The sequence below is a fragment of the Pseudomonas sp. SMSB3 genome (assembly GCF_052041965.1).
Classification (GTDB): Bacteria; Pseudomonadota; Gammaproteobacteria; order Pseudomonadales; family Pseudomonadaceae; genus Aquipseudomonas.
In genome coordinates this window covers 90,899-110,525 of sequence record NZ_JBKGGV010000012.1, presented here as the reverse complement: position 1 = coordinate 110,525, position 19,627 = coordinate 90,899, and the positions used below count along the sequence as shown (strand labels likewise).

The following is a 19,627-nucleotide window of genomic DNA, read 5'->3' as shown; positions in this document are numbered from 1 at the left end:
CTGAGGGCCTATAGCTCAGTTGGTTAGAGCAGAGGACTCATAATCCTTTGGTCCACGGTTCGAGTCCGTGTGGGCCCACCAGATCTGCCGAAAGCCGCGCACCCGCGCGGCTTTTTCATGCCTGCGCGATAACCCTGCGGCAGGGCTTGCCCTGCCTGTCCATGCCTGACTAGGCTAACGGACTTAACGCAGAGGCTCGTCATGTCGAACGCCCTTCCCATCTCCCTCGACGAAATCGATCGCAAGTTGATCGCGCAGTTGCAGATCAACGCACGTGAGAGCGTCGCCACCCTCGCCCGGCAACTGGGTATCGCCCGCACCACGGTCAATTCACGGCTGGAGCGCTTGGAAAAACACAAGGTCATCACCGGCTACGGTGTGCGCCTGGGCCAGCGCGTGATCGGGGGCGGATTGCAGGCGTATGTCGGGATCAAAGTTCAGCCACGCTCCGGCAAGGACGTGGTGCGTCGGCTGAGCGCCATGGGCCAGGTGCAGCAGCTGTGCGCCGTCAGCGGCGAGTTCGACTATGTGGCCTGGCTGCGCAGTGACTCGCCCGAGCAACTCGATGACCTGCTGGATCAGATTGGCAGTGTCGAAGGCGTCGAGAAGACCACCACGTCGATCATCTTGAGCAACAAGGTCGATCGAGGACAGCCGCTGTGACGAGTTCGTCATAACTGTTCAATCGAGAGTCATAGTGACGAACATGCGTTCATAAAGTCTCCACTCTGCGCCTTAATTACGATCCGCCCACTCCCTAAAATGACTTCCAGCCATCTCCTATACTCAGGCTCCGCCCCTCGCGCAGCCGCTCTGGCAAGGTCATTACATGAACAACAACAACCGCCACCCCGCCGACGGCAAGCCACCGATCACCATCTTCGGCCCGGACTTTCCCTTTGCTTTCGATGACTGGCTGGCGCACCCGGCCGGGCTAGGCCGCATTCCTGCCGAGCGCCATGGCGAAGAAGTCGCCATTGTCGGTGCCGGTATCGCCGGCTTGGTGGCGGCCTACGAGTTGATGAAGCTCGGGCTCAAGCCCGTGGTGTACGAGGCGTCCAAGCTTGGTGGGCGCCTGCGCTCGCAGGCCTTCAATGGTGCTGATGGCATCGTCGCGGAGCTCGGTGGCATGCGCTTTCCGGTGTCTTCCACAGCGTTCTACCACTATGTCGACAAGCTTGGCTTGCAAACCAAGCCGTTTCCCAACCCACTGACCGGCGCCTCCGGCAGCACCGTGATCGACCTGGAAGGCCAGACCTACTACGCGCAAAAGCCCAGTGACTTGCCCGATCTTTTCCACGAGGTGGCCGACGCCTGGGCCGATGCGCTGGAAAGCGGCGCGCAGTTCGCCGATATCCAGCAAGCCATCCGTGATCGCGACGTCACGCGCCTCAAAGCGCTGTGGAACAAGCTGGTGCCGCTGTGGGACGATCGCACCTTCTATGACTTCGTCGCCACCTCGCGCTCGTTCGCCAAGTTGAGCTTCCAGCACCGCGAAGTGTTCGGCCAGGTCGGCTTTGGCACCGGGGGCTGGGATTCGGACTTCCCCAACTCGATGCTGGAAATCTTCCGCGTGGTCATGACCAATTGCGATGACCATCAGCACCTGGTCGTCGGTGGCGTGGAGCAGGTGCCGCAGGGTATCTGGCGGCACGTGCCGGAGCGCTGCGAGCACTGGCCGGCAGGCACCAGCTTGAGCGCGTTGCACGGCGGCGCGCCGCGGGCCGGGGTCAAGCGCATTGCCCGGGCCTCCGATGGCCAGCTGGCGGTGACCGATAACTGGGGCAACGCCCGCCATTATGCGGCGGTGCTGGTTACCTGCCAGAGCTGGCTGCTGACCACGCAGATCGACTGCGAAGAATCGCTGTTCTCGCAAAAGATGTGGATGGCCCTGGACCGCACACGCTACATGCAGTCGTCGAAGACCTTCGTCATGGTCGACCGGCCGTTCTGGAAAGACAAGGACCCGGAAACCGGGCGCGACCTGATGAGCATGACCCTCACCGACCGCCTGACCCGCGGGACCTACCTGTTCGACAACGGTGACGACAAGCCGGGGGTGATCTGCCTGTCCTACGCCTGGATGAGCGATGCCCTGAAGATGCTGCCGCACCCGGTGGAAAAGCGCGTGCAGCTGGCGCTCGATGCGCTGAAGAAGATCTACCCGAAAACCGACATCGCCGGCCATATCATCGGCGACCCGATCACTGTGTCCTGGGAGGCCGATCCGTACTTCCTCGGCGCGTTCAAAGGTGCGCTGCCGGGGCATTACCGCTACAACCAACGCATGTACGCGCACTTCATGCAGAAGGACATGCCCGTCGAACAGCGCGGCATGTTCATCGCCGGTGACGACGTGTCGTGGACCCCGGCCTGGGTCGAGGGCGCCGTGCAGACCTCGCTCAACGCGGTGTGGGGTATCATCAATCACTTCGGGGGCCATAGCCATCCGGACAACCCAGGCCCAGGCGATGTGTTCGACGAAATCGGCCCGATCGCCCTGGCTGACTGAACCCAAGGAGGCCGCATGCGTATCGCTCTGTACCAGGGCACACCTCACCCGCTGGATGTAGCCGGCAACGTGCAACGCCTGCGCGAGCAGGCACAACGGGCGGCAGAGGGCGGTGCACGGGTGCTGGTGTGCCCGGAGATGTTCCTGAGCGGCTACAACATCGGCCTGAGCAACGTGCGGCGGCTTGCCGAAGCCAACGACGGCCCCTCGGCCATGGCGGTGGCCGAGATCGCCCAGGCGCACGCGCTCGCCATCGTCTATGGCTACCCCGAGCGGGCCGCGGACGGGGCGATCCATAACAGCGTGCAACTGATCGATCAGCACGGCCGCAGCCTGTGCAACTACCGCAAGACGCACCTGTTCGGCGAGCTGGACCGGGCCATGTTCAGTGCCGGCGCCGATCACTTTCCGGTGGTGGAGTTGGAGGGCTGGAAGATCGGCCTGCTGATCTGCTACGACATCGAGTTCCCGGAAAACGCCCGGCGCCTGGCGCTGGCCGGTGCCGAACTGATCCTGGTGCCGACCGCCAACATGGAGCCCTACGATTTCGTCTGCCAGGTAACCGTGCGCTCGCGGGCCCAGGAGAACCAGTGCTACCTGGTGTACGCCAACTATTGCGGTGCCGAGGGCGATATCCACTACTGCGGGCAGAGCAGTATCGTCGGGCCAGACGGCAGCCTGCTGGCCATGGCCGGGCGGGACGAATGCCAGTTGCTCGCGCAGCTCGAACACGAACAGGTCCGGCGCGGCCGCGAGGCGTTTCCCTATCTCACTGACCTGCGCCGCGAGCTGCACTGGCTGAAAAACTGACCGCTGCCCCAGGCGCACCTGGCAAATGGGTTAGCATGAACGCCTGCCCTGGAGTTGCCATGCCCGACCCTACCCGCCACCTCATCCTGCCCAACGGCCTGACGCTGAAGCTGCGTCAGGCCTCGCGACTCAAGCGCTCGGCGGCAGCCCTGCGGGTGCAGGCTGGCAGCCACGACGCTTCGCCCCGCTGGCCGGGCCTGGCGCACTTCCTCGAGCACCTGTTCTTTCTCGGCACCGAGCGCTTCCCGCTGCACGACGGCCTGATGCGCTATGTGCAGGCGCTTGGCGGCCAGGTCAACGCCAGTACCCGCGAACGCACCACCGACTTTTTCTTCGAAACGCCGCCTGCAGCATTGGCCGGCGGCCTGGAGCGCTTGTGTCAGATGCTGGCCGAGCCCGACCTGGGCATCGCGCGTCAACGTCGCGAACGGGAGGTGATCCACGCGGAGTTCATTGCCTGGTCGCGCAACCCGCAGGCTCAGCAGCAGTTCGCGCTGTTGCAGGCGTTGACGGGCGAGCATCCGCTGCGGGCGTTTCACGCGGGTAACCGGTATTCGTTGCCGCTGAACAATGAGGCGTTCCAGCAAGCCCTGAACGGCTTTCACCAGCGCTTTTATCAGGCTGGCCAGATCACCCTGAGCCTGTGCGGGCCGCAATCGCTGGATGAGTTGGAGCAACTTGGCAGGCAGTACGGCGGCAGGTTCGAGGCGGGTACCAGGCGGCCGCAAAGCGTGCCACCGCCATTAGCTTGCTCGCAGCCATGGTCATTCGCCCACGAAGGCTTGCCCGATGGCGCGGAACAGGCACTTGAACTGCTGCTGGCGAACCTGCGCGACACCCGACCCGGCAGTTGGCTGGATGCCCTGCAGCGCCGCGGCTGGCTGAGAGGGTTCGCGATAGAAAAACTGTACGCCTTCGCCGGGCAGCTGTACTGGCATATCGATCTGAAGCTGAGCCCGCAGGCCGATGCTGAAGAGGCGTCGAGGCTGTTGCAGGGTTGGTTCGACTATCTGCGCCAAGTTCCAGTGGAGCTTCTTGCCAACGCCTTCGCCAGCCTGCAGCAACGCCACGAACGCAGCGCCACCGCCCTGGACCTGGCCCGCCGCGACTGCGCCGGTCTGCCATTTGCCGCACTGGATGCTCAAGGCCGCAACGCGCTCTGCCTACTGCTCGAACAGCTGCCCCGATCGACTTATGGCAGCTGGCAGTTGCCAGACGCCGACCCGCTGATGCTCGACCCTCTGCCCGCTGCGCGCAGGGTGCACAAGCCGCATGGGCTGTGGATCAGTGACCTGCTGCCGGCTACCCGGCAGTTCGCTGCGCTGTACCTGCGCTGGCAACTGCCGGCAGCGGACCATCGGCTGCAGGCTATGCTGGCGCAAGCCTTGCAGCCCTTGCAGGCGCGCTGTGAACAAGCCTCGGTACACCTGCGATTCAGTGCGATCGGCGACTTCTGGCAATTGCGCTGTGCCGGCCATCCGGCAGCGGTGCTACGGGCCACGCAAGAAGCCCTGGCCGTGGTGCAGGCGCCGAACAGCTGGCAGCAACCGGCAAACGATGACCCCGCTCTGATACCGATCAGAGCACTGCTCGAGCGCTTGCCGGACGCCGTGCTTGGCGCTGCCCCGCTGGCCAACCCGCCGGGGCCGCTCGACCAGGCACTGCTCGACGGTACCTGGCGACACAGCCGCTGGCAGGGTTTGGCCGTGGGCTTCGACCCCAGCGCCGTCCAGGCACTGAGCGCAGTGCTGCAAAACTGTCCCGGCCACGCGGGCGCGCCTTCGCCTGCGCCCCGCTGGCCGGGTCGCCGTTGGCAGCATGCCCACGTGCCCGGCAGTGAAAACGCCCTGCTGCTGTTCTGCGCCCTGCCCCCCGCTGTGCAAGGCAGTGGTCGCCTGCTCGCGCAACACTTGCAAGGGCCGGTCTACCAACGCCTGCGGGTCGAGCTGCAACTGGGCTACGCCGTTTTCAGTGCTTTTCGTCAGGTCGAGGGTGTCGACGGTCTGCTGTTTGGCGTGCAATCCCCGCACGCCGGTCAGGTCGAGATCCTCGATCATCTGTGCGCCTTGCTGGGCCAAGGCGTGACGCTAGATGTTCAGGCACGCCAGCAACTGGCCGAGCAGTTCGCCGAGCCGGCGATGGCCAATCCAGAGGTCGCGGAATGGGCTTGGCAATGCCACCTGGGCTCGCAGCCCGCCGACCTTCCCGCGCTGCAGCAGACTATCCTGAATACCCAGCAAGCTGACCTGGATGGCCTGCTAAGCTACCTGCAGAGCGAGCACTGCGCCTGGCTGTGTCTGGCCAACTGCGCCGCGCCCGACCCTGCATGGCACTGACGACAGGTCGATTGTTACGTTTGGCGCAAGGGCGCTTATCAAACAATTAACCTTTCGGTACAAAAATTTCTTGTAAGATAACGCTATCTCCGCCAAGGGAACCTACCGTTCCAGGCGGCGCCCAATGCTTAGTTGAACCCCCCATCCAGCAAGAAGGAGAACGCCCATGTGGACCAAACCTGCCTACACTGACCTGCGTATCGGCTTCGAAGTGACCATGTACTTCGCCAACCGCTAAGCCCTGCTTGCGGTTCGACGCCTCGGCTCGCCGGGGCGTCGTCGTTTTCATCTTCGGTATTTCGCACACGGAGCGGCCATGTACATCCAGATTCTCGGTTCCGCCGCCGGTGGTGGTTTCCCGCAGTGGAACTGCAACTGCGTCAACTGCAAGGGCTATCGCGACGGCACCTTGCGCGCCACGGCACGCACCCAGTCCTCCATTGCCCTGTCCGACGACGGCGAGCACTGGATACTGTGCAACGCATCGCCCGATATCCGCGCCCAGCTCCAGGCGTTCGCCCCCATGCAGCCGGCCCGTGGCCTGCGCGACACGGGTATCGATGCGATCGTCCTGCTCGACAGCCAGATCGACCACACCACGGGCCTGCTCAGCCTGCGTGAGGGCTGCCCGCACCCGGTGTGGTGCACCGACATGGTCCATCAGGACCTGACCACAGGTTTCCCGCTGTTCACCATGCTCAGCCACTGGAACGGTGGCTTGCAGTGGAACCGCATCGAGCTCGAAGGCAGTTTCGTCATCCCCGCCTGCCCGAACCTCAGGTTCACCCCATTCCCGCTGCGCAGCGCCGCGCCGCCTTATTCGCCGCACCGTTTCGACCCGCATCCGGGCGACAACCTCGGCCTGCTGGTCGAAGACACGCGCACCGGTGGCAAGCTGTTCTATGCCCCAGGGCTCGGCCAGGTCGATGACGCGCTGCTGCAGATGATGCACGACGCCGACTGCCTGCTGGTCGACGGCACGCTCTGGGAAGATGATGAAATGCAGCGCCGGGGTGTCGGTACACGTACCGGCCGGGAAATGGGCCACCTGGCGCAGAACGGCGCGGGCGGCATGCTCGAAGTGCTGGACGGCTTCGCGCGCCAGCGCAAAGTGCTCATCCACATCAACAACACCAATCCGATCCTCGATGAAGACTCCCTCGAACGCGCCGAAGTCGAGCGCCGCGGCGTCGAAGTGGCCTTCGACGGCATGAGCATCGAGTTGTAAGGAGGCGCCGTGAGCGACGCACTGCCGATGTCCCCTGCCGAGTTCGAGCAGGCCCTGCGCGCCAAAGGCGCCTTTTATCACATTCATCATCCGTATCATGTGGCGATGTACGAGGGGCGTGCGACCCGCGAGCAGATCCAGGGTTGGGTCGCCAATCGCTTCTACTATCAGGTCAACATCCCGCTCAAGGATGCCGCGATTCTCGCCAACTGCCCGGACCGTGAAGTGCGCCGGGAGTGGATTCAACGCCTGCTCGACCACGACGGCGCGCCGGGTGAAGATGGCGGCATCGAAGCCTGGTTGCGCCTCGGCCAGGCCGTGGGCCTCGAGCCTGAGCAGCTGCGCTCGCAAGAACTGGTATTGCCAGGCGTGCGCTTTGCCGTGGACGCCTATGTCAACTTCGCCCGTCGCGCCAATTGGCAGGAAGCGGCCAGCAGCTCGCTGACCGAGCTGTTCGCGCCGCAAATCCACCAGTCGCGCCTGGACAGCTGGCCGCAACACTATCCGTGGATCGACCCTGCCGGCTACGAGTACTTCCGCACCCGCCTGGGCCAGGCGCGGCGTGACGTCGAGCACGGCCTGGCGATCACCTTGCAGCACTACACCACCCGCGCCGGCCAGGAGCGTATGCTGGAGATCCTGCAGTTCAAGCTGGATATTCTCTGGAGCATGCTCGATGCCATGAGCATGGCCTACGAACTGCACCGCCCGCCTTATCACACCGTCACCCAGCAACGGGTATGGCACAAGGGGATTGCGCTATGAGCTTCGACCGTAAACAAGTGCCGAGCTGGCGCCCCGGCTACCGCTTTCAGTACGAGCCGGCGCAGCAAGGCCATGTGCTGCTGTACCCCGAGGGCATGATCAAGCTCAACGACAGCGCCGGCCTGATCGGTGGGCTGATCGACGGCAAGCGCGACGTGGCGGCGATCATCGCCGACCTGCAAGGGCAGTTCCCCGAGGTGCCGGAAGTCGCTGACGACATCGAGCAATTCATGGAGGTGGCCCGTGCCGAGCACTGGATCACCCTCGCCTGAGGTTCCGGTCGGCCTGCCGCTGTGGCTGCTGGCCGAGCTGACCTACCGCTGCCCGCTGCAGTGCCCGTATTGCTCCAACCCGCTGGACTTCGCCGCCCAGGGCCAGGAGCTGAGCACCGCGCAGTGGTTCAAGGTGATGGCCGAAGCCCGCGAAATGGGCGCGGCGCAGATTGGCTTCTCGGGGGGCGAGCCGCTGGTGCGCCAGGACCTTGCCGAGTTGATCGGCGAAGCCCGCCGCCTGGGTTTCTACACCAATCTGATCACCTCGGGGATCGGCCTCACCGAAGCGCGCATCGCCGACTTCAAGGCGGCCGGGCTGGACCATATCCAGATCAGCTTCCAGGCCAGCGACGAGCAGGTCAACAACCTGCTGGCCGGCTCGAAGAAGGCCTTCGCGCAGAAGCTGGCCATGGCCCGGGCGGTGAAAGCCCACGGTTACCCCATGGTGCTGAACTTCGTCACCCATCGGCACAACATCGACAAGATCGACCGCATCATCGAGCTGTGCATCGCCCTCGAAGCGGATTTCGTCGAACTCGCCACCTGCCAGTTCTACGGCTGGGCGCATCTCAATCGCCTGGGCCTGCTGCCCACCCGCGAGCAGCTCGAGCGCGCCGAGCAGGTCACCAACGAGTACCGTGCCAAGCTCAAGGCAGCGGGCAGCCCTTGCAAGTTGATCTTCGTCACCCCCGACTACTACGAGGAACGCCCCAAGGCCTGCATGAACGGCTGGGGCAGTCTGTTCCTGACCATCACCCCCGACGGCACCGCCCTGCCCTGCCACGGCGCGCGCCAGTTGCCGGTGCAGTTTCCCAACGTCCGTGATCATGATCTGCGGCACATCTGGTACGACTCGTTCGGTTTCAACCGTTTCCGCGGTTATGACTGGATGCCCGAGCCGTGCCGCTCGTGCGACGAAAAGGAAAAGGACTTCGGCGGTTGCCGCTGTCAGGCCTTCATGCTCACCGGCGATGCCAGCAAGGCCGACCCGGTGTGCGCCAAGTCGCCCGACCACGGCATCATCCTTGAGGCTCGCGAGCAGGCGCAAACCGCCGATCTCGCCATTGAACAGATGACCTTCCGCAATGAGCGAAACTCCCGTGTCATCGCCCGCGGCTGAGTTCAGCGCCGCCCAGGCCGTCGCTGCCGGCACCGACTTCGCCGAGCTCAAGCTCAGTGCCGATGGCCTGTTCTGGGTCGAATTCCGACCTGCCGACGGCGCCTGTCGCATCTGGCACTGGCAGCAGCAGCAGGCGCGCTGCCTGACCCCTGACGGCTTCAGTGTGCGCAGCCGCGTCTATGAATACGGCGGCGGCAGCTTCTGCCTGGGTGGCGTTGGGGTAGTGTTCGTCAACGAAAGTGACCAACAGCTCTACACTCAGCCGCTCGACGGCGCACCGCCACGCGCACTGACCGCGCGCAGCGACTGCCGCTACGGCGATGTGCAATGGCACGACGGCAGGGTTCTAGCCGTGGAGGAGTGCCATGGCGAGCAGGTCGAGCATCGCCTGGTGGCCATCGCTCAAGGGGCCCGTGAGGTGCTGGCCGAGGGCGCCGACTTCTACGCGGCACCGACCGTCAGCAGCGATGGCCAGCGCCTGGCCTGGATCGAATGGGACCGCCCGGCGCAGCCCTGGACCGTGACCCGGCTAATGTGCCGGCTGCGCGATAGCCATGGGCGCTGGGGTGCCAGCGAGTGCATCGCGGCTGCCGACGAGTCCCTGCAGCAGCCGCGCTTCGACCACGAGAGCCGGTTGTATTGCCTGTCGGACCGCAACGGCTTTTGGCAGCCATGGGGCGAGGTCGACGGCCGCTGGCAAGCGCTGCCTGCCGAGCTCGCCGACCACGCCGCGGCGCCTTGGCAAATGGGCGCGAGCACTTGGCTGGCAGCAGGTCCGCGAGACTACCTGGCCACGTGGTTCGTCGATGGCGTGGGGCAGCTGGGGCTGCGCGACGCCGACGGACGCGTGGTGCAGTACGCCAGCGCCTACACTCGCTTTCGCAGCCTGGCGGCCGATGACGCGCATATCTACGCCATCGCCGCATCGCCGATCAGCCCGCCGGCAGTCATCCGCATCGGCCGTGCTAGCCACGAAGTCAGCGTCCTTGCCGGTGGCGCCGAGGTGCTGCCCGCCGGCCGCATCAGCCTGCCGCAGCCGCTGTGCTACCCAAGCGCAGGCGCCTTGGCACACGGTTTCTTCTACCCCGCAGCGGCCAGCGACGGCCCCACGCCCTTGGTGGTGTTCATCCATGGGGGCCCGACCTCAGCCTGTTACCCGGTGCTCGATCCACGCATCCAGTTCTGGACCCAACGCGGCTTCGCCGTCGCTGATCTGAATTACCGCGGCAGCACTGGCTATGGACGAGACTATCGCCAGGCGCTGCACCTGCAGTGGGGTGTGAGCGATGTCGAGGATGCGTGCGCCGTGGTCGAGCACCTGGGCGCACGGGGGTTGATCGACCCAAGCAAAGCCTTCGTTCGCGGTGGCAGTGCTGGCGGTTACACCACCCTGTGCGCCCTTGCCTTCAGCCAGGTATTTAGCGCTGGTGCCAGCCTGTACGGGGTCAGCGATCCACTTTCCCTGGCCAAGGCTACACACAAGTTCGAAGGGGATTACCTGGACTGGCTGATCGGCGACCCGCAGCAGGATGCCGAGCGCTATCGTCAGCGCACGCCGCTGCTGCATGCAGCGCGGATCCAGGTGCCGGTGATTTTCTTCCAAGGTGAGTTGGACGCAGTGGTAGTCCCTGAGCAGACCCGCTCGATGCTGACGGCGTTGCAGGCCAATGGCATCGAGGCAGAAGGGCATTTCTACCCGGAGGAGCGCCATGGCTTTCGCAAGGCCGTGAACCTGGCCGATGCGCTGGAACGGGAATGGAAGTTCTATTGCCGCGCGCTGCGCCAGTAAGGTAGCGGGCAAGCCAGCCTGCCCGCTACCGGTCAAACCCAGATCTAGCGTTTGGCGATGATGTACACCGCATGGATGATGCCTGGGATATAGCCCAGCAAGGTCAGCAGAATATTCAGCCAGAAGGCCCCGCCAAACCCTACCTGCAGAAACACGCCCAATGGCGGAAGAATGATGGCGATGATGATGCGAATGAAGTCCATGGGGCTCTCTCCTGTAGGGGTTACAACAGAGACTCGCCGCGCCGTGCAGAGGTTCCACAGGCAAAAAAACGCCCCTGGCCGAATGAAACAGGCCAGGGGCGATGCGCAATAACGCCAGACGGTTCGTAGAAAGCTTTGATCAGGCCGGCATGTCGCGCCGGGCCTGTTGCAGGGTGTGCAGCCGGGCGAAGGCACGGGCCAGGCGCAGCAGCATCTCGTCGATGTTGCCCTTGCTCACCGTCAACGCCGGTGAGAAACGCAGTACGTCGGGCTGCACGGCATTGAGCAGCAGGCCTTCGTGCATGGCTGCATCGACCAGGGCGGGGGCCAGGTTGTCCTGAAGCTGCATTGCCCACAGCAGGCCCTGGCCGCGTACCTCGCCCTGGCCGTAGCGGCCGGCCAGACGGCTCAAGCCGTCACGCAAATGGCGGCCGCTGTCCTGCACGCGCTCGAAGAAGCCTGGCTCGAGAACCGTGTCCAGCACTGCCAGGCCCGCAGCGCTCATCAGAGCATTGCCATGGTGGCTGCCCTGCAGCTCGCCAGGCTCGGCGCAGCAGGCGTTGCCGCGGGCCAGCAGGGCCGCCAGCGGCACGCCACCGCCCAAGCCCTTGCCGAGGGTGATGATGTCGGCCCGCACGCCGTAGCTATGCTCGGCCAGCAGCGCACCGCAACGGCCGATAGCGGTCTGCACTTCATCGAGGATCAACAGGATGCCCAATTCGCGGCAGAGCTTTGCCACCCCCTGAAGGTACTCGCGGGTCGCTGGAATCACGCCGGCTTCGCCCTGGATCGGTTCGAGCATGATCGCCACGGTACGCGAGTCGACCTCGGCATGCAGCGCTGCCAGGTCATTGAACGGCACCTTGCTGAAGCCCGGCAAGCCAGGCTCGCAGCGCTTGCACGGCAGCGGATCGGAGGCCGAGAGCGCACCCAGGCTGCGGCCATGGCAGGCTTGGCTGGCGGTGATGATGTGATAGGCGCCGTTGCGGTGCAGTTGGCCCCACTTGCGCGCCAGCTTTATTGCCCCTTCGCAAGCCTCGGCGCCGCTGTTGAGCAGGTAGGCCTGATCGCTGCCGGTGCTTTGGCAGAGGCGCTCGACCAAGGTCAGCAGCTCGCGGTTGAGGTAGCCGGCGCCAGGGTTGATCAACGCCTGGGCTTGCTCGCTCAACGCCTTGCTCAGTACGGCCGGGCTGTGGCCAAGGCTGTTGACGGCGCCGCCCTGATTGAAATCCAGATAAGCATGCCCGGCATCGTCCCACAACCACGAGCCCTGACCGCGTACGAACACCTGCGCTTGGCGCTCGGCGCCGGCCAGCAGGCGCTGGGCCGGGTGTGACGGCGTCGCCACGGGGCTCACAGGCGCGCGCCGAGCCTCGGCCACGGTAACGGCAGCCGAACGGCGCAGTTTGAACAGGTTCATCGAGGCTCCAAACTCACGGTAGGGGTAACCAAGGCCCGGTCTTGGCGCCGGCGCTGATTAATTCTGTCTTGCCTATCAAAAGAGCGTTGTCGAATCGGTAACGAACAGCCGGGTCTAACGCTGTAACCCATTGGAATACGGCGATAGACTAGGGCGCAGCGGCTCACGCGGCCATTTCGATTTCCCAGCTTTTTCAATAAGTATCAGTTATGGATTTCCGCCAACTGCGTTATTTCGTCGCGGTTTATGAAGAAGGCCACGTCGGCCGTGCCGCCGAGCGCCTATCACTGTCGCAACCAGCGCTTTCACAACAGATCCGCCAGCTGGAACATGGGTTGGACCTCAGCCTCTTCGAGCGCAGCAACAAGCGCCTGTTACCGACCTTGGCGGCCCATACCCTGTACAACCACGCGGTGCCTCTGCTCGATGGCCTGCAACGTGCCCATGAAGCCATGCGCAACTTCAAGGGCCAGTCACTGCGCACCCTGGCCATCGGCGTGCTGCAAACGGTAAGGCCGAGCCTGGTGCCGCAGTTACTTGAACGCGTGCGCAAGGCGCAACCGCATCTGGTGGTGCAGATCTACGAGTTGTCGGGGCTTGAAATCGAACGGCGCCTGCTCAGCGGCAACCTCGACATCGGCATCAGTTACCTGCCCCCGCGCCAGCCGGGGCTGCATGGACTGCTGCTGTACGAAGACGAGTTGCAGCTGGTCATCCCCGACGGTCATCCCTTGAAGGACTTCAAAAAGGTCTCGATTCGCCAGGCGGCCGAATTGCCGATGTTGATGCTGGGCGAGGAATTTCAGATCCGGCAGATCTGGAAAGAACAGCTGGCCAGCCAGGGCCGACGGCCACAGGTGCAGGCAGAGATGAACAACATGGCAGGTATTCTCGACAGCCTGTCGCATACGGCGCTGGCGACTATCCTGCCCGGCCGGGCCAAGGATGCCGCTGAAGATGACCAGGGCTTGTTGTGGAAACCGCTGAGCGAGCCGCGCGTGCCGCTGCAAGTGGGCTTGGTGTTTCGTGACGCACAGCGTCAGCAGGCCTCGGTCGAGTTGCTGCGCACCTTGCTGGAGGAAGAAACCCACACCCGGTCGCCCAGTGCGCCAGCGCGCGACGTGCCTGGCTGAAGCGCAGACGAAGAAAACCCCGCCGAAGCGGGGTTCTCTAGACTGTTTCCCTATGACATCCCTATCGCCCCGCCTTCCTGGCAGGAAATCCTTCGTTGTCCCTGTTCTGTCCTTTGCGCTTCCTGCGCAACGTCCATGTGAGAAAGATTAACCGTGGATCCAATCTGACACCAGTGGCGAAAAGTCACCACGCAGTGTAGGAAAAAGCTTACAAACAGCAGCCATTCACAAACGCCTTCAGAACTGCTCGGCCGCTAGCAGATACAGCGACTCGCTGCCTGCCTGTACCGATGCGGCCAAGGACGTCACGCGCGGCAACAGGCGCGCGTAATAGAACCGTGCCGTGCCCAATTTGGCCGAGTAGAACGCCTCATCGCCCTGGCCAGCCAATGCGGCGCGTGCCATCAATGCCCACATGTAGGCGTAAGCCACATAGCCGAAGGCGTGCAGGTATTCCACCGAGGCCGCGCCGATTTCGTTCGGGTTGCCCTTGGCCTGCTCCAGTACCCATTCGGTCAAACCGTCGAGCTGATCGAGATAGCGGCCCAGGGGCGTTGCGAACTCCGTCATATCGCCATGGCAGGCGGCGATGAACTGGCGAATCTCGTCAGAGAACAGCCGGTAGAACGCACCACCGGAGGCCACCACCTTGCGCCCCATCAGGTCGAGCGCCTGGATGCCGTTGGTGCCTTCGTAGATCTGGGTGATACGCACATCGCGCACCAGTTGTTCCTGGCCCCACTCGCGGATGTAACCATGACCGCCGAACACCTGCTGGCCGTGGACGGTGCATTCCAGGCCCAGGTCGGTGAGAAACGCCTTGGCCACGGGGGTCAACAGTGCCACCAGCTCCTCGCTGCGCTTGCGCGTGGTGGCGTCTTCACTGAACTTGGCGCTGTCGAGCTGCATGGCGACATAGGTGGAAAACGCCCGACCGCCTTCGGTGAGCGCCTTCATGGTCAACAGCATGCGCCGTACATCCGGGTGCACGATGATCGGGTCGGCAGCTTTTTCCTTGGCCTGTGGGCCGGTCGGTGCGCGGCTCTGCAAGCGCTCGCGGGCGTACTCCACCGCGTTCTGATAAGAGCGCTCGGCCGACGCCAGGCCTTGAATGCCAACCCCCAGGCGCTCGTAGTTCATCATGGTGAACATCGCCGCCAGGCCCTTGTTCGGCTCGCCCACCAGGTAGCCGACCGCGTCGTCGAAGTTCATCACGCAGGTGGCCGAGGCCTGGATACCCATCTTGTGCTCGATCGAGCCGCAAGTCGCCGGGTTGCGTGCACCGAGGCTGCCATCATCATTGACGTGGAATTTCGGCACCAGGAACAGCGAGATGCCTTTGGGGCCAGCCGGTGCATCCGGCAGCTTGGCCAGCACCAGGTGGATGATGTTCTCGGTCAGGTCGTGCTCGCCGCCGGTGATGAAGATCTTGGTTCCCGTCACCTTGTAGCTGCCATCGGCCTGGGGTTCGGCTTTGGTGCGGATGATGCCCAGGTCGGTGCCCGCGTGCGGCTCGGTCAGGCACATGGAGCCGGCCCAGACACCGGCATACATGTTGGGCAGGTATTTTTCCTTCAGCGCCTCACTCCCATGGGCATTGATCGACAAGCAGGCGCCCGCCGTCAGCATCGGGTACAGGCCAAAAGCCAGGCTGGCAGCGTTGACCATTTCCTCGACCTGGGCAGAAACCGCCTTGGGCATGCCCATGCCGCCGAACTGCGGATCACCGCCCACACCCACCCAACCGCCTTCGGCGTAAGTGGTGTAGGCCTCGATGAAGCCAGCCGGCGTGCGCACGGCGCCATTGTCCCAGTGGCAGCCTTCTTCGTCGGCCGCGCGGCTCAACGGCGCGATGCTTTTGCTGGTGACCTTGCCGGCTTCTTCGAGCACCGCCAGGGCGGTTTCCACGTCGACCGCCTCAGCCAGCGCAGGCAACTGCGCCCACAGCTCGGCCACGTTGAAGACTTCATTCAGTACGAAGCGCATGTCGCGCAGGGGCGCTTTATAGTCAGCCATGACAACCTCTCGCTGGTCGGGTCAGGCGGTCGATGGACCGCAGCACTGGGCAGGGGCTCGGGTCGCTGACCCGGCATTGAATCCAGTGTAACCGAACAACTTTTGCGAGACATAGGGTCATCACGTGACCTATCAGTCAAGCCCGGTCACGCCATCCGTACCGCTCCGCGCTGGGCTTGGCGGCCGTGAACCATGACGCAATTGCGCCCCGCGCTCTTGGCGCTGTACAGCGCCTGGTCGGCGGATTTGAGCACTTGCTCGGGATTGCGATGGTCCGACTGCCGCTCGGCGACGCCAATGCTGATGGTGACCGAAACCGTACCGCTGGCGCTGCCGCTGCGGCGCTGGCGGCCGGCGCTGTCATCTTGCGGGCGGCTGTTCTGGTCGCGCAGGTGCATGGTGTAGTTGGCGATCATCTCGCGCACCGCTTCGACATGCGGCACGCACTCCTCAGCCGTCTTGCCGGCGAACACCAGGGCGAACTCCTCGCCGCCGTAACGGTAGGCGCGCCCGCCGCCGGTGACCTTGGACAGGCGGCTGGCGACCAGGCGCAGCACTTGGTCGCCGACATCATGGCCATGGGTATCGTTGAATTTCTTGAAGTGGTCGACATCGGTCATGGCGATCACATAGTTGCGCCCCAATCGCTGCATGCGTTCGTTTAGGGCGCGGCGGCCGGGCAAGCCGGTCAACTCGTCACGAAACGCCATCTGGTAGGCCTCATGGGACACCGCCGCCGCGATCATCAGCATGACCTGGCTGCACATGATGTTCAGGGTGAACGGCAGGATGAAGGTCTTGGGCAACATCCAGAAGATCCCGACCAGGCCGATCAACTGTGCCGCATGCAACGGCCGGGGTTCGCGCAGGTACTGCACGATCAGCAGGACGAAGATCAGCAGAAACAGCGGGTAGGCCATCTGGATCAGGCTCATCCACTGGCCGTGCAGGGACGGCCAGCGAATCTCGGCCAGCCAGGCCAGCAACGCATCCGGGTAGCTCTGCTCGAGCGCCACGGCCACCCCGCCGACGGCGAACAGTACAGCGAAGCGGGCGAGCAGGTCCTGAGCCAGGTGGGTGCGTTCCTGCCAGGCGCCGAACAGGCCGTAGAGCGCGGGCAACAGCAGGCAGACCAGATGAAAGATCACCGCCGCATCCTCGCGCACACGGCCATTGTCGCGATAGAAATCGGTCTGGGTGTCGAGCAGGAAGTAAGCGATGTACACCGTGACCATCAAGAACAGTTCGCGCTGGCGGCGGTACACGGCGCAGTAGGCACCGCCCAACAGCAGCACCAAGGTCGGCAAGACATTGAACAGTGACGTGAAGAAGACGTTGAGGTCCCTCACGTAAGCCGCCGCAAGCCCGGCCAGCAGCAGAATCAGCGACGGCAGGAAGTGGCTTGCGCGTACAGCGTTTAGACGAAACAAGGGTAATCTCCGACCCTGTAGATCAATAATAGCATTGTGCCTCTACTTCATCGGCAGCACACGTGAATAGATGAGTGCATGGCTGGGTTAACGGCCGTCAACCCGTCTCGCTTGAGCTTTGTTGCGTGCAAAAAAAAACGCCGCTCACAAGGAGCGGCGTTGATTCGAAGCCAACCTGCCGGGCTTAGTAGCCCAGGGCGAAGTCTTCTTCCTTCATGTCCATCAGGTTGTTTGCACCCGACAGCATGGTCGCCACATGGGCGCGGGTACGCGGCAGGATGCGCTGGAAGTAGAAGCGCGCGGTCTGCAGCTTGGCGGTGTAGAACGCTTCTTCGCTGGTGCCGGCCGCCAGTTTCTCGGCCGCCAGGCGCGCGATGTCGGCCCAGAAGTAGGCCAGGCAGGCGTAGCCGGAGTACATCACGTAATCCACCGAGGCCGCGCCCACTTCTTCGCGGTCTTTCATGGCCGCCATGCCCACTTTCATGGTCAGCTCGCCCCACTCCTTGTTCAGGGCGTTGAGCGGCGTGACAAATTCTCTGAGCGCCTCGTTGCCTTCCTGCGCCTGGCAGAACTTGTGCACGATCTTGGTGAAGCCCTTGAGCGCTTCACCCTGGGTCATCAGCACCTTGCGGCCGAGCAGGTCCAGCGCCTGGATGCCGGTCGTGCCTTCGTACAGCATGGAGATGCGGCTGTCGCGCACGTTCTGCTCCATGCCCCACTCGGCAATGAAACCATGGCCGCCATAGATCTGCACGCCGTGGTTGGCGGCTTCGAAGCCCACTTCGGTCATGAACGCCTTGGCGATCGGGGTGAGGAAGGCCAGCAGCGCGTCGGCTTTCTTGCGCTCTTCTTCATCCTGGCTGTACTTGACGATATCGACCTGCTTGGCAGTGAAGTACACCATGGCCCGATTACCTTCGGCGAAGGCTTTCATGGTCAGCAGCATACGGCGCACGTCGGGGTGGACGATGATCGGGTCGGCGGCCTTGTCCGGGGCCTTGGGGCCGGTCAGCGAACGCATCTGCAAGCGATCGCGGGCATATTTCAAGCCGCCCTGGAAGGCCACTTCGGCGTGGGCCAGGCCCTGCAGGGCAGTACCCAGGCGCGCCGTGTTCATGAAGGTGAACATGCAGTTCAGGCCTTTGTTGGCTGGGCCAATCAGATAGCCGGTGGCAGCGTCGAAGTTCATCACGCAGGTCGCGTTGCCGTGGATGCCCATCTTGTGCTCGATCGAGCCACAGGTCACGCCATTGCGCTCACCTACGCCGCCTTCGGCATTGGGCAGGAACTTCGGCACGATGAACAGTGAGATCCCTTTGGTACCTGCCGGTGCATCGGGCAGGCGCGCCAGCACGATGTGCACGATATTGTCGGCCATGTCGTGTTCACCGGCCGAGATGAAGATCTTGGTGCCGGTAACCTTGTAGCTGCCGTCGGCCTGCGGCTCGGCCTTGGTACGCAGCATGCCGAGATCGGTGCCGCAGTGTGGCTCGGTCAGGCACATCGTGCCGGTCCACTCGCCGGAAACCAGCTTGGTCAGGTAGGTGTGCTGCTGTTCGTCGGTACCGTGGGCGGAGATGGTGTTCATCGCGCCATGGGACAAACCTGGGTACATGCCCCACGACCAGTTCGAGCCGCCGACCATTTCGCTCAGGGCCAGGCCCAGCGACTCTGGCAGGCCTTGGCCGCCATGCTCGACGTCATGGGCCAGGCTTGGCCAGCCACCCTCGACGAACTGCTGGTAGGCCTCCTTGAAGCCGGTAGGGGTTTTCACCCCCGACTCGCTCCAGGTGCAGCCTTCCTGGTCACCGACACGGTTCAGTGGCGCCAGCACCTGCTCACAGAATTTCGCGCCTTCTTCCAGGATGGCGTCAACCATGTCGGGGGTGGCGTCCTGACAACCCGGCAGGCTCTGATAATGCGCCTCGTAGCCGAGCAGCTCGTCGCGCACGAAACGAATATCACGCAAGGGGGCTTTGTAATCAGGCATTGCGATGAACCTCTGTGATGAGTTCGGTAAGGGGCCGCTGATACCGACCAGCTCTTGAGTGGCTTTCGGTCAAACAGTTGTTTGAAACTTACGTTTAGCACCGCCCGATGTCAAGCAGGGACTATGGTGCCATTTATGCTGCGCAAGAGGGCATTTCTGCCAGCGTCGCCAAGCGGCCGGCAATAGCTAGAGATGAGCGCGCTCGCCGGCAAACGCCTCGGCGCAAGACGCCATCGGCATCCGTGCTAGGGCATTTACAGGCAAACGCGCTGCGGCAAGAGAAACTGAGAGCTGAGCGGGTTCAGGCGTAGGTGTCGATGAAACGACCGAGCATTTCGTCGGAAGCCTTGGCAGCTTTGACACCAATCTCTACCTGGGCTTTACCCAAGGCCAGCTCGACGGTGCTGGTGGCAAGGTCCATCTGCTGGCTGCGGTCGACACCGCGCAGGCGTTCTGCCTGGAAGTCGCTGGACTGGCTGGTGGCGGCGCGTTCGACCGACGCGTTGGCGATCTGGCCGGCGGCCTGATCGACGCGGTTCTGGCCGTTGTAGATCGCGTTGAGGCCCGCGTGATACGCGGTGCTGCCGGTGATTTCCATGTCAC

17 protein-coding genes and 1 tRNA gene are annotated in these 19,627 nt (G+C 63.7%); 12 read left to right on the top strand and 6 right to left on the bottom strand.

Annotated elements, in window-relative coordinates; translation table 11 throughout:
• Window positions 1–4 precede the first annotated feature (4 nt).
• The 11 genes from ACLEJW_RS18785 to ACLEJW_RS18735 all read left to right on the top strand — a co-directional run bounded on the left by ACLEJW_RS18785 (window position 5) and on the right by ACLEJW_RS18735 (window position 10,832).
• Window positions 5–81, top strand: a tRNA-Ile gene (locus ACLEJW_RS18785).
• A gap of 120 nt (window positions 82–201) precedes the next feature.
• Window positions 202–663, top strand: a complete 462-nt coding sequence (locus ACLEJW_RS18780) for an Lrp/AsnC family transcriptional regulator (protein WP_145183525.1) — start codon at window positions 202–204, stop codon at window positions 661–663.
• A 166-nt stretch (window positions 664–829) separates the two neighbouring features.
• The gene (locus ACLEJW_RS18775) at window positions 830–2,512 is read left to right on the top strand and encodes a flavin monoamine oxidase family protein (RefSeq protein ID WP_440778035.1); all 1,683 of its coding nucleotides are present in this window, start codon (window positions 830–832) and stop codon (window positions 2,510–2,512) included.
• A 15-nt stretch (window positions 2,513–2,527) separates the two neighbouring features.
• Window positions 2,528–3,322: a carbon-nitrogen hydrolase family protein gene (locus tag ACLEJW_RS18770; RefSeq protein ID WP_145183531.1), complete on the top strand. Its 795-nt coding sequence runs from the start codon at window positions 2,528–2,530 to the stop codon at window positions 3,320–3,322.
• A 59-nt stretch (window positions 3,323–3,381) separates the two neighbouring features.
• The gene (pqqF, locus tag ACLEJW_RS18765) at window positions 3,382–5,658 is read left to right on the top strand and encodes a pyrroloquinoline quinone biosynthesis protein PqqF (RefSeq protein ID WP_313455098.1); all 2,277 of its coding nucleotides are present in this window, start codon (window positions 3,382–3,384) and stop codon (window positions 5,656–5,658) included.
• A 166-nt stretch (window positions 5,659–5,824) separates the two neighbouring features.
• The gene (gene pqqA / locus ACLEJW_RS18760; protein WP_003243383.1) at window positions 5,825–5,896 is read left to right on the top strand and encodes a pyrroloquinoline quinone precursor peptide PqqA; all 72 of its coding nucleotides are present in this window, start codon (window positions 5,825–5,827) and stop codon (window positions 5,894–5,896) included.
• 78 nt (window positions 5,897–5,974) lie between these two features.
• Window positions 5,975–6,886 carry a pyrroloquinoline quinone biosynthesis protein PqqB gene (gene pqqB / locus ACLEJW_RS18755; RefSeq protein WP_440778034.1) on the top strand — a complete coding sequence of 304 codons (912 nt, stop codon included), beginning with the start codon at window positions 5,975–5,977 and terminating at the stop codon, window positions 6,884–6,886.
• A 27-nt stretch (window positions 6,887–6,913) separates the two neighbouring features.
• A complete protein-coding gene (pqqC, locus tag ACLEJW_RS18750) occupies window positions 6,914–7,651 on the top strand; it encodes a pyrroloquinoline-quinone synthase PqqC (RefSeq protein ID WP_178108296.1) in 738 nt (245 codons plus the stop codon).
• Window positions 7,648–7,923, top strand: coding sequence for a pyrroloquinoline quinone biosynthesis peptide chaperone PqqD (pqqD, locus tag ACLEJW_RS18745; RefSeq protein ID WP_145183544.1), 276 nt, complete (start codon window positions 7,648–7,650; stop codon window positions 7,921–7,923). The genes pqqC and pqqD overlap by 4 nt, the downstream gene beginning before the upstream one ends.
• On the top strand, window positions 7,895–9,043 hold the full coding sequence (gene pqqE, locus ACLEJW_RS18740) for a pyrroloquinoline quinone biosynthesis protein PqqE (RefSeq protein ID WP_313295920.1): 1,149 nt from the start codon (window positions 7,895–7,897) through the stop codon (window positions 9,041–9,043). The genes pqqD and pqqE overlap by 29 nt, the downstream gene beginning before the upstream one ends.
• Window positions 9,009–10,832: a prolyl oligopeptidase family serine peptidase gene (locus ACLEJW_RS18735; RefSeq protein ID WP_440778033.1), complete on the top strand. Its 1,824-nt coding sequence runs from the start codon at window positions 9,009–9,011 to the stop codon at window positions 10,830–10,832. Before pqqE ends, ACLEJW_RS18735 begins: the two co-directional genes overlap by 35 nt.
• Window positions 10,833–10,876: 44 nt before the next feature.
• Here the strand turns inward: ACLEJW_RS18735 and ACLEJW_RS18730 are convergent, their stop codons facing one another.
• Both ACLEJW_RS18730 and ACLEJW_RS18725 read right to left on the bottom strand, forming a co-directional pair.
• On the bottom strand, window positions 10,877–11,035 hold the full coding sequence (locus ACLEJW_RS18730) for a YqaE/Pmp3 family membrane protein (RefSeq protein ID WP_145183552.1): 159 nt from the start codon (window positions 11,033–11,035) through the stop codon (window positions 10,877–10,879).
• A 139-nt stretch (window positions 11,036–11,174) separates the two neighbouring features.
• On the bottom strand, window positions 11,175–12,455 hold the full coding sequence (locus ACLEJW_RS18725; RefSeq protein WP_313455091.1) for an aspartate aminotransferase family protein: 1,281 nt from the start codon (window positions 12,453–12,455) through the stop codon (window positions 11,175–11,177).
• Between the two features lie 209 nt (window positions 12,456–12,664).
• Between ACLEJW_RS18725 and ACLEJW_RS18720 the strand changes: the two genes are divergently transcribed.
• Window positions 12,665–13,588 carry a LysR family transcriptional regulator gene (locus ACLEJW_RS18720; RefSeq protein WP_313455089.1) on the top strand — a complete coding sequence of 308 codons (924 nt, stop codon included), beginning with the start codon at window positions 12,665–12,667 and terminating at the stop codon, window positions 13,586–13,588.
• Window positions 13,589–13,825: 237 nt separating this feature from the next.
• Here ACLEJW_RS18720 and ACLEJW_RS18715 read toward each other — a convergent pair whose 3' ends face one another.
• From ACLEJW_RS18715 to ACLEJW_RS18700, 4 genes are all read right to left on the bottom strand, one after another.
• Window positions 13,826–15,604 carry an acyl-CoA dehydrogenase C-terminal domain-containing protein gene (locus ACLEJW_RS18715; RefSeq protein ID WP_313295926.1) on the bottom strand — a complete coding sequence of 593 codons (1,779 nt, stop codon included), beginning with the start codon at window positions 15,602–15,604 and terminating at the stop codon, window positions 13,826–13,828.
• Window positions 15,605–15,750: 146 nt separating this feature from the next.
• Window positions 15,751–17,034 carry a GGDEF domain-containing protein gene (locus ACLEJW_RS18710; protein WP_145183564.1) on the bottom strand — a complete coding sequence of 428 codons (1,284 nt, stop codon included), beginning with the start codon at window positions 17,032–17,034 and terminating at the stop codon, window positions 15,751–15,753.
• Between the two features lie 184 nt (window positions 17,035–17,218).
• Window positions 17,219–19,024, bottom strand: coding sequence for a phenylacyl-CoA dehydrogenase (locus tag ACLEJW_RS18705; RefSeq protein ID WP_440778032.1), 1,806 nt, complete (start codon window positions 19,022–19,024; stop codon window positions 17,219–17,221).
• 301 nt (window positions 19,025–19,325) lie between these two features.
• Complete coding sequence (locus ACLEJW_RS18700) at window positions 19,326–19,622, bottom strand: pyrroloquinoline quinone biosynthesis protein PqqE (protein WP_313295930.1); 297 nt, start codon at window positions 19,620–19,622, stop codon at window positions 19,326–19,328.
• Between the last annotated feature and the right edge of the window lie 5 nt (window positions 19,623–19,627).